7 protein-coding genes, 1 tRNA gene and 1 pseudogene are annotated in these 10266 nt (G+C 28.2%); 4 read left to right on the forward strand and 5 right to left on the reverse strand.

What is annotated here, in order from left to right:
• Positions 1 to 11: 11 nt before the first annotated feature.
• On the reverse strand, positions 12 to 1721 hold the full coding sequence (gene ptsP, locus NQ543_RS02845) for a phosphoenolpyruvate--protein phosphotransferase (protein ID WP_039904452.1): 1710 nt from the start codon (positions 1719 to 1721) through the stop codon (positions 12 to 14).
• A 208-nt stretch (positions 1722 to 1929) separates the two neighbouring features.
• On the opposite strand from ptsP, the gene nagB reads away from it, so the two are divergent.
• The 3 genes from nagB (at position 1930) to metA (ending at position 4991) form a co-directional block, all read left to right on the forward strand.
• Positions 1930 to 2661: a glucosamine-6-phosphate deaminase gene (gene nagB, locus NQ543_RS02850; RefSeq protein ID WP_004610189.1), complete on the forward strand. Its 732-nt coding sequence runs from the start codon at positions 1930 to 1932 to the stop codon at positions 2659 to 2661.
• Between the two features lie 80 nt (positions 2662 to 2741).
• Positions 2742 to 3986, forward strand: a complete 1245-nt coding sequence (locus NQ543_RS02855; protein ID WP_004610190.1) for a deoxyguanosinetriphosphate triphosphohydrolase family protein — start codon at positions 2742 to 2744, stop codon at positions 3984 to 3986.
• 63 nt (positions 3987 to 4049) lie between these two features.
• Positions 4050 to 4991, forward strand: a complete 942-nt coding sequence (gene metA / locus NQ543_RS02860; RefSeq protein ID WP_039904454.1) for a homoserine O-acetyltransferase MetA — start codon at positions 4050 to 4052, stop codon at positions 4989 to 4991.
• 621 nt (positions 4992 to 5612) lie between these two features.
• Here metA and NQ543_RS02865 read toward each other — a convergent pair.
• The 4 genes and pseudogenes from NQ543_RS02865 to pepV form a co-directional block, all read right to left on the reverse strand.
• Positions 5613 to 6404 (reverse strand): annotated as a pseudogene (locus tag NQ543_RS02865) (FIVAR domain-containing protein); the annotation flags it as partial.
• Between the two features lie 87 nt (positions 6405 to 6491).
• Positions 6492 to 7913, reverse strand: coding sequence for a metallophosphoesterase (locus NQ543_RS02870; protein ID WP_039904458.1), 1422 nt, complete (start codon positions 7911 to 7913; stop codon positions 6492 to 6494).
• A gap of 170 nt (positions 7914 to 8083) precedes the next feature.
• Positions 8084 to 8170, reverse strand: a tRNA-Leu gene (locus NQ543_RS02875).
• 48 nt (positions 8171 to 8218) lie between these two features.
• Positions 8219 to 9586, reverse strand: coding sequence for a dipeptidase PepV (pepV, locus tag NQ543_RS02880; RefSeq protein ID WP_004610194.1), 1368 nt, complete (start codon positions 9584 to 9586; stop codon positions 8219 to 8221).
• Positions 9587 to 9687: 101 nt separating this feature from the next.
• On the opposite strand from pepV, the gene NQ543_RS02885 reads away from it, so the two are divergent.
• On the forward strand, positions 9688 to 10110 hold the full coding sequence (locus NQ543_RS02885) for an NUDIX hydrolase (protein WP_004610195.1): 423 nt from the start codon (positions 9688 to 9690) through the stop codon (positions 10108 to 10110).
• The last annotated feature ends 156 nt before the right edge of the window (positions 10111 to 10266 follow it).

The following is a 10266-nucleotide window of genomic DNA, read 5'->3' on the forward strand; positions in this document are numbered from 1 at the left end:
ATATATTTATATTATAATTCAATATATTTTTTTACTAAAGCAACTACTTCATCCATTGTAGAACAATTAATAGCTTTAGCTGCTAATTCATTCATTTCAGATTTTTTCATTGATCTAATTAATTTTCTTTGAGCTAAAATAGATGTAGCTGACATAGAGAATTCATCTAGTCCTAAACCGATTAGTAATGGTGCTGCAATTGCTTCACCAGCCATTTCACCACACATACCTGTCCATTTACCTTCTTTATGAGATGATTCAATTACATGTTTGATTAAACGTAAAATTGATGGATGGAAAGGTTGATATAAGTATGAAACTCCTGATGACATTCTATCTGCAGCAAAAGTATATTGAACTAAATCATTTGTACCAATTGAGAAGAAGTCAACTTCTTTAGCAAATTGATCAGCTAATACTGCAGCAGCAGGGATTTCAATCATAATACCAACTTGGAAATTATCAGAAACAGCAATACCTTCATTTACTAATTTTTCTTTTTCTTCTAATAAAATTCCTTTTGCTTTTCTAAATTCATCTAAAGTAGCAATCATTGGGAACATAATTCTTAAATCACCATAGACAGATGCTCTAAGTAAAGCTCTTAATTGAACTCTAAAAATATCTTCTTTTTGGAAACATAAACGAATTGCTCTAACACCTAGGAATGGATTCATTTCTTCTGGTAATGGAAGAGCTTCAATTTTTTTATCTCCACCAATATCTAATGTACGAACAACAACTGGTTTACCACTCATACCTTCTAAAACTTCCTTATATACAGAAAATTGTTGTTCTTCAGTAGGTAATTCAGCTGATTCCATATATAAGAACTCAGTTCTAAATAAACCTACTCCTTCACCACCATTATCTAAGACAGCTTGAATATCTTTAGGAGAACCGATATTAGCTACTAACTCAACATGATGATCATCTAAAGTAATAGATTTTTCGTTTTTTAATTTTTTTAATTCTTCTTTATAAGCAATAAATGCTTCACGTTTAGCTTGATATTCTTTAATTTCTTCTTCGTTTGGATTTACAATAACAATACCAGCTTCACCGTCTAAAATAATCATGTCATTTTCATTAACATCTTCAGTAATTGTTTTACAAGAAACAACAGCAGGAATTTCTAATGAACGAGCCATAATAGCTGAATGAGATGTTCTACCGCCAATATTAGTAGCAAAACCTCTTACTAAATTTTTATTTAATTGAGCTGTATCTGAAGGAGTCAAATCATCAGCAATAATTACTACTTCCTCATCAATTAATGCAGGATTAGGTAATGATTTACCTAATAAATTAGCTAATAAACGACGAGAAACGTCTTTAATATCAGCAGCTCTTTCTTTGAAATAAGCATCATCCATGCTTTCAAACATTGCAATGAACATATTTGCAACTTCTTCTAATGCTGCAGCAGCATTAATTTTTTCATTTTTTATTTTGTCTTCAACTTGACTTTTTAATTCAGGATCTTGCAATACTAATGCATGCGCATCAAATACTGCTGCTTCTTCTGCTGATAAGTTCTTAGCAGCAGCTTCTTTAATAGATTCTAATTCTTTTGCAGTTTGTGTCATAGCATCATCATATTTTTTGATTTCAGCATCTGCATCTTCTACTGTAACTTTAGTCACAGTTAAATCAGGCATAACTAGTTTATAAGCTTTAGCGATAGCAATCCCACTAGATGCCCCAATTCCGTTTATCATTATAAAAACACCTCCGTACATCACTTATTCTACCTTATTTTATATGAAAAATAAAGAAATATTGTAGCCAGGTTTGTCTTTTTTTTAATCTACTTATAAATAGTAGGAGTAAAATAAAATATATTGTTTATACAAAAATTATCAAAAGATAGCTTTAGCTTGAAGTTTTGATATAAAAATAGTATCATAATAAGAGGAGGGACAGAATATGAAAGTAATTATTTGTGAAAATTATGAAGAAGCAAGCCAAAAAGCGGCTGATATTATGCTGGAAGTTGTGAAAAATAAACCAACTGCTAATTTAGGATTAGCTACAGGTTCAACACCAATTAAAATGTATGAATTAATGGTTAAAGATCATAAGGAGAACGGGACTTCTTATCAAGATATTAAATCATACAACTTAGATGAATATTATGGATTAGAAAAAACACATCCACAAAGTTATTATTATTTTATGCAAGAGCATTTATTTTCAAGTATTGATATTAAACCTGAAAATATCCATGTACCAAGTGGAGCAGGGGATATTCAAGAAAACTGTGATGAATATAATAAAATGTTAGCTGAAAATCCTATTGATATTCAATTATTAGGTATTGGTTCAAATGGACATATTGGTTTCAATGAACCAGGAACATCATTTGATGCAGTTACGCATAAGGTTGATCTAAAGCAAAGCACTATTGAAGATAATGCACGATTATTTTTTGATGGCAAAATTGATGATGTGCCAAAACAAGCAATTAGTATGGGAATTAAAAATATAATGAATGCAAAAAGTATCTTGATTTTAGCATTTGGTAAAGGTAAAGCTGAAGCTGTAAAAGGAATGATTGAGGGTCCAGTTACAACTGATCTTCCTGCAAGTGTTTTACAAAATCATGATGATGTAACAGTTATTATTGATAAAGATGCTGCATCTCTTTTAACAAAATAATTATTAACAGAAAGATTTAAAAATCTTTCTTTTTTTACACATTTTAGCAAAATATGTAAAGAATTATTGGAGGAACTTGAATGACAAAAAAAATATTTGAGCATGTAGCAATGAATGAAAATAATCCCGATTTTCAAAAAGCAATATCTCGATTACAACCACTATATCAAAGAAGTAATGATTTAAGAAGTGAATTTGGACGTGATTATACACGCATTATTTTTAGCTTAGCTTATCGTCGCTTAAAACATAAAACACAAGTCTTTTTTGCAGTAAAAGATGATCATGTATGTACAAGAAGTGAACATGTAAATTTAGTAGAGTCAATAAGTTATACAATTGCAAATTATTTAGGTCTTAATACAGAATTAACCAAAGCTATTGCAGTTGGACATGATTTAGGTCATGCTCCGTTTGGTCATGGTGGAGAGCGTATAATTGATGAAATTGCAAAGGAATATGGATTACAATCGTTCTGGCATGAGCAAAATAGTTTACATTTTATTGATGAAATAGAAACATTAGAAGATAATTCACATCATCATCATAATTTAAATTTAACGTATGCTATCCGTGATGGAATAATTTCACATTGTGGTGAAATGAATCAAAAAAATATAATTAAACGTGAAGAATATATTGATTTAAATAATTATACTAAAGCAGGTCTGTATAACCCTTATACATGGGAAGGATGCGTTGTTAAAATGTCAGATAAGATTGCATATCTTGCAAGAGATATTGAAGATGCTTTAAGATTAAAAGTATTAAAACAGACAAAAGTTGATAAATTAAAATTATTAATAAATAATGTTTGTAAAGAATATAAATTTACAGCAATTAATAATGGAACAATAGTAAATTATTTTATTCAAGATGTTTGTAAAAATAGTAATTTAAGCGATGGCATAGCATTATCTGATGAAGCACATGAAATTATGAAAATAATTATGAAATTCAATTATGAAAATATTTATTTAATCGACAGATTAAAAATACATGCTAATTATGTCAAATTAATATTAAATTCGATTTTTGATTTCTTATTAAAATATGATAAATTAGCAAAAGAAAAAAACACTAGTATAATTGATGAATTATCAAAAGATCGTAATAATTATCCTCAAATTATTGATAGTTTTATATGTTGGTTAGAAAAATATAGTAAAATAATAGGAATGAAACGTCCTGAAATATATCAAAATAAGATAATATATGATTTTACAAAAGATGACAAAGCAATTATTAGATGTATAATTGATTATTTATCTGGAATGTCTGATGAATACATTATTAAAATATTTAATGAATTAATTTCATTTTAGTATTTATACTTAAATTCTAATCATAAATATGTTAAACTTATGACTAATGAGGGGGTGAAAATATTGCCTATTAAAATACCAAATGACTTGCCAGCAAGCAAAATTTTAAAAGATGAAAATATATTTGTAATGGATGAAAATAGGGCTTTAACACAGCAAATTCGACCATTAAAATTATTAATTTTAAATATAATGCCTACAAAAATAGTAACAGAGACACAATTATTGAGAATGCTATCAAATACGCCACTACAAATAGAAGTTGATTGGATTCATATGGCAAGTCATGAATCTAAAAATATATCTCAAGAACATCTTTTAGCATTTTATAAAACATTTGATGAAATAAAAGAAAATCGTTATGATGGTTTGATTATAACAGGTGCGCCAGTAGAAAGATTAGAATTTGAAGATGTTGATTATTGGCAAGAAATGGAAAAAATCCTAGAATGGTCAAAAAGGCATGTATTTAGTTCATTTTTTATTTGTTGGGCATCACAAGCAGCACTTTATCATTTTTATGGAATTAAAAAATATGAGTTAAAAGAAAAATTAACTGGGGTATATTGCCATCATACTAATGTAGAAAAAATGAAACGTAAAATTTTACGAGGTTTTGATTATCAATTTTATGCACCACATTCTAGATATACAACAATCAAAAGGGAAGATATAGAATTAATTGATAATTTAGATATTTTAGCAAGTAGTAATGAAGCAGGAGTATATCTTATTGCTGAAAAAGATGGTTCTCGTTTTTTTGTAACAGGACATCCTGAATATGATCCTGATACATTAGATAAAGAATATAGACGAGATCTTGCGATTTCAAATGATGCAACTATGCCAAAAAATTATTATGAAAATGATGATATTAATGGAGAAATATTAGTGAAGTGGCGTTCTCATGCATATTTATTATTCAGTAATTGGTTAAACTATTATGTATATCAATTAACACCTTATGACTTAGATGATCTAGAGGAAATAAAAAAAAATCAATAGTAAGAAATTAGTTATTGTAACTGATTTCTTTTATTTTATATAAAATAAAAAATTATAAATTCTAGATTTTTTTATTGCTGTTTCGTAAATAATCCAGCGATATCTTTTGTAAAAACTATGAAAGGAATTGACATGTTAAGTTATTTTAACTGTCGCTATAGAGGCAACAGGCTACGATTCTAATATGATGTTACAGGGTACATTGTTTGCATTTATAACGGTTAATATTGATTAGGAAAAATGAAAGAATTATACAGTTATAATATCCGATATATGTGACTGGTTAATGATAAAACTCTTTTTTACGGTTTTTCAAAGATTTATATTAGAAAATGGTACTATGTCAAGAAAAAGTGCCAGTTAAATAGAGAAATGTCAGTAAAATGAAAACAGTATACAAAGTTTTTTTAAGTGGAATAAAATTGTTCATAAGCCATACCTCCAAAAGTTCATACTTATAAACAATTGGTTTATTATTCATAAAAGATATGAATAATAAGTTTCACAAACTCATTTAAATGTCAACACTTTTTTATAAAAAAAGAGGACACTAATATAAGATATCAGTGTCTATAATGTCATTTCCTTAACTTAATGACATTGGCTAGGTCAGTGGCTTTATTAATTTTCTCTTCTTTTTGTCAGCTTAATTCCAACTAAACTTAATAACGCTAATCCTGCAAACATTCCAACTAAATCACTATCTCCAGTTTTTACACTTATGGTATCACCATTACTTACTGGTGTTGTCGTAGTATTGTCTATTGGTGTGTTATCTCTAGGTGTTGTTATATTTGTTTCTAAGCTATTGATTGCTTTTTCTAATACATCTTTTGCATTGTCTACTTCTTCTTGAGTGGCATTTGAATTTTCAAATACTGCCTTTGCTTCATTTAATGCTTTTGTTAATCCATCTAATGATGCTTTTGTATAATTTGCAGCATTTAATCCATTTGCTTCATTGATTAAATCTTTTAATAAATCTTTATTTGGTTTTAATCTTAAGTTCAAGAATGCTGTTACTAAATTTGTATATGCTTCATTTACTTCTGGTTGCATTGCATTTATATCGTTATATACACTAGTTGCTGCTGTTAAGGCATCATTAAATTCTGTCCATGTAGCTTCTGTATATTTAGTTGATTCTAATCCGCTTACTTTATCGATGAATGCTTTTAATGCTGTTTTATCTCCTTTGAAGAATTCTAATTTTTGCATGATACTTGCAAGTCTGTCAAATGCATTATTTATTTCAACTTGTGAAGCACTTGCATTATTGTAAACTTCATTAGCTTCATTTCTTGCCGCCTTGAATTCATCAGCTACTGCTGGAATTACTTTTTCCAAATCTTTATCAGTAATTGCATTAGATAGATCTACCGCAATCTTTAATGCTGTTTTATCTGTTGATATATTTGTCATATTTCTTTTAATAACAACTGGTTCGATGATTTTTTCTCCACCATTTTTAACACCATGATTTTTCATTTGTAATTCAATTCAATCTTTATATACATACATCATTAAGTTTTGAACCACTTTAGAATCTTCAACAGTTGGTCCATCTTCAATATTATTATTATAATAGCGAAGTGAACCCATAAATGTAGAAATAAAACTTGGTTCAGCAATTTTTGCATCACAAATACCATTTTCTGTTTTTTCAACATAAAGAGGTTCAAGACGAATACTTTCGCCAGTTGCTCCATTTGTAAGATTAGTTAAAGCATAATTTTCATTAGAAACTAAAACATATTTAGCTCCTTCAGTTAAGCTATTACTTTCAAGATATTCTTCACCAATTTGTTGATAAAATTTAATTGGACTAGCAGAACCAAGTGAAAATTTATTACCAGTTCCAATATGAAGACTTCTACCATTTTCTAAATATTTTAAAGTAAAGCTATCATCATTTTTAACAATTTCCCAACTCGAACGATTTTCAATAGTATTTAAATTACCATCATATCCTAAATATTTTCCGATTTGAACATTTTGTAATGAATATCCGTCATTAGTTTTTTCTAAAGTCCATAAAACACTATCTCCAATACCTGAAATTTCAGGTTTAATGCTACCATCAGCTAAATATTCTGTAGTTCGTTGAGCTGTATCACTACGAATATAAGCACTATCTGTACCATGGTCATGTCCATAAAAATATAAAACATTAGGGTATTTAGAAAGAATTGATTTGAATTTATTATCACATTCAACAGTCATACCTTTTGAAGAAGATGATAAACTATGTGAATCTCTAAATGGGAAATGACCAATTACAAAAACTGTTTTATTTTTTCCCAGTTCTTCAAGTTTATTATCTACCCAACTCATTGTTCCATCACTATAAGCATAATTAGAATTTTGTTTTCCACCTTCTAACATTTCATGAGAAGTATTAAGACAAATAAAATCGAATCCTTTTATTACATAATGATATGCAAGAAGTTGAGGTTCTCCTTTATATTCTTCATAATAACTTTCTAAATCAGATAATTCACCAACATTTTGTTTCATATAAAATTCATAATATGGTGCACTATCATAACCATCTCTTTCACCAGCATTGTAATCATGATTGCCAGTTATCCAAAGTGTATTTTTTGTTACTTTATTTGTTTCGTTTACAACTTTATTTAATACAGATTCTAAAACAGGTTTTGATACATAGGAATCCGATGTTACATCACCTCCAATAACTAAAACATCAGTATTTTCGTTTGTAGCTAAGTCGTCGCATACTTTAGTAATGGAATTTCTAATATTCCCACTTTCAAGTGTGCTTTGCTGATTATGTAAATCAGACATAAATGCAACTGTTAATAATGGTTCTTCAGTAGCACTGACAGGATTAAAAATACACAATCCTATTATTATCATTAAACAAATAGCGGTGGCAATAATTTTCTTTATTGCTTTCATTTTTGATTCATCCCTTTCTATAATTAATTCTAATTTAATCTTATCCAATTTATAAAGAAAAAAGTAGGTAAAAAAATGTAAATTATTATACAATTTTTTACACAAAAAAAAACAATCAAAAAAATGATTGATTTTATATTAAAATACGATTAATTTGAACAATTTTACAATGGTGCAGACAGCGAGATTTGAACTCGCACGAGCAATTGCTCACTACCCCCTCAAGATAGCGCGTATACCAGTTTCGCCATGTCTGCAAGTAAATATAGTTTAACAAATTATTTAATTAAAGTCTAGAATATATTCTAGACTTTAATTAAATTATAGATAGCTTGACAATAAATTTCAGTTGCTTTTAATAACGATTCAATTTTAATATTTTCATTATTACCATGAATCAAATTATCTTCACCTAAAAATTCAGCACCAAAAGCAACACAATTAGGCATTGATTTAGCATATGTTCCACCACCCATAGTTTGTGGTTTATTAACTGTATCACCAGTAACATTTACATATGCTTCATGTAAAGTTTTGATTAATTTTGAATCAGGATCAACATATAAAGCTTTTCCAATATTATGTGATTCATTAAAACCATAATTTGCACAAACTGTTTGGAATTTAGAAATCATATTATCAAAGTCCATATCATGAGGACAACGTAAATCAAGAGTTATTTTGAAATTTTCTTTACAATAAGAAATAATGCCAAGATTTAAAGTTAGAGGTCCCATTACGCCTACATGATCAATACCTAGCTTTTTACCGTTACAATCATCAAGATACTCTAAAATAAAATTAACTAATTTATTATCAACAACTGTTGCAAGATATTTACATAAATAAACAACAGCATTAATTCCTTCTTCAGGGGTACTTGCATGTGCAGATTTACCTTTTAAAACAAGTTTAGTATGATTACCTTCTTCTTCAATATCACCAGTTAAGTCATTTATACTTAAAAAGCTTTTATAAGAATCTACATATTGTTTATAATTACCACAAATTACTGCCTCACAAGTTTCTGGTACAATATTAGCTCTATTACCAGCACTTAAATAAATTAAACCGCCTTTTTCAACATTACCTTCAATTACAAATTCACCACCAGCTTTTTCACCATAAACAACTGGAAAAGAAGCATCAGGTGTAAATCCCATTTTAGGATATGGTTTTTTAGAAAAATAATATTTTACACAGCGACTACCTAATTCTTCATTACAACCAAAAATGACTCTAATTTTCATTTTTACAGGTAAATTTAAAGAATTAATAATTTTAGCTGCATAATATCCAGCTAAAAGAGGCCCCTTATCATCAGCCACACCGCGACCATATAATTTATCATCTTTAATAATCACTTCAAAAGGATCACTATCCCATCCTATCTCATTTACAGGAACGACATCTAGGTGTCCTAAAATTCCAAATGTTTCATTACCTTCACCAATATCAATGTGTCCAGCATATCCATCAACGTCTTCTACTTTAAAACCATCACGTTTACCGATTTTTAACATAGCATCTAATGCTTGGCGATTTGCTTTACCAAAAGGAGCAAATTCAGCAACTGTATTATCGTCTTGAGTTGATGGAATAGCACATAACATTTTTATATCTTCAATCATTTGATCTTTTATTTTTAAAACTTCTGATTTGAAATCTATCATATAAATATCACCTCTTGTCAATTATAACATTAATATTAAAAAAAATTAAACAATTTTATTAATAATAGTGATAAGATATATATATTAAATGGAGGTAGAACATGGAAAATGTAAGATTTCATATAACTGTAAAAGGTATTGTCGTATTAAATAATCAAATTTTATTAATGAAAAGAGCTCGTCCCTCAAGTGATGGACTTGGATATTGGGAATTACCAGGGGGTGGTTTAGAATATGGAGAAACCCCTAATCAAGCATTAATTCGTGAATTAAAAGAAGAAACAGGATTAGACATAATAATTATTAAACCAGCTTATACTTTTTCTAAAATTAGAAAACATTATCAAACAGTTGGAATTGGTTATTTATGTATTCCCAAAAATGATCATGTTCAATTATCTGATGAGCATACTGATTATCTATTTGCTACAATTGATAAAGCTAAGGAATTATTGGATGAAGAAATTTTTAATGACATAATTTATACTATTAATGAATATTATGATAAAATGTCAAAAAAATAAATAAAATCTACAAAGACAAAATAATTTTAAATATTATAATATTAATGTAAGCGTATACTTTAAAATGCTATAAAAGGAGGAAAGGAAAATGAAAAAAGAAAAGGAGTTGGATGTCTAGTTCTAACAACTTTGTTGTTTGGAACAACAGTTACGACT

This window comes from Thomasclavelia spiroformis DSM 1552, assembly GCF_025149465.1.
Taxonomy (GTDB): Bacteria; Bacillota_I; Bacilli_A; order Erysipelotrichales; family Coprobacillaceae; genus Thomasclavelia; species Thomasclavelia spiroformis.

Coding starts and splice junctions, on each gene's coding strand:
- ptsP (WP_039904452.1), bottom strand. CDS start 1,721: ATGATAAACGGAATTGGGGCATCTAGTGGGATTGCTATCGCTAAAGCT.
- nagB (WP_004610189.1), top strand. CDS start 1,930: ATGAAAGTAATTATTTGTGAAAATTATGAAGAAGCAAGCCAAAAAGCG.
- NQ543_RS02855 (WP_004610190.1), top strand. CDS start 2,742: ATGACAAAAAAAATATTTGAGCATGTAGCAATGAATGAAAATAATCCC.
- NQ543_RS02870 (WP_039904458.1), bottom strand. CDS start 7,913: ATGAAAGCAATAAAGAAAATTATTGCCACCGCTATTTGTTTAATGATA.
- pepV (WP_004610194.1), bottom strand. CDS start 9,586: ATGATAGATTTCAAATCAGAAGTTTTAAAAATAAAAGATCAAATGATT.
- NQ543_RS02885 (WP_004610195.1), top strand. CDS start 9,688: ATGGAAAATGTAAGATTTCATATAACTGTAAAAGGTATTGTCGTATTA.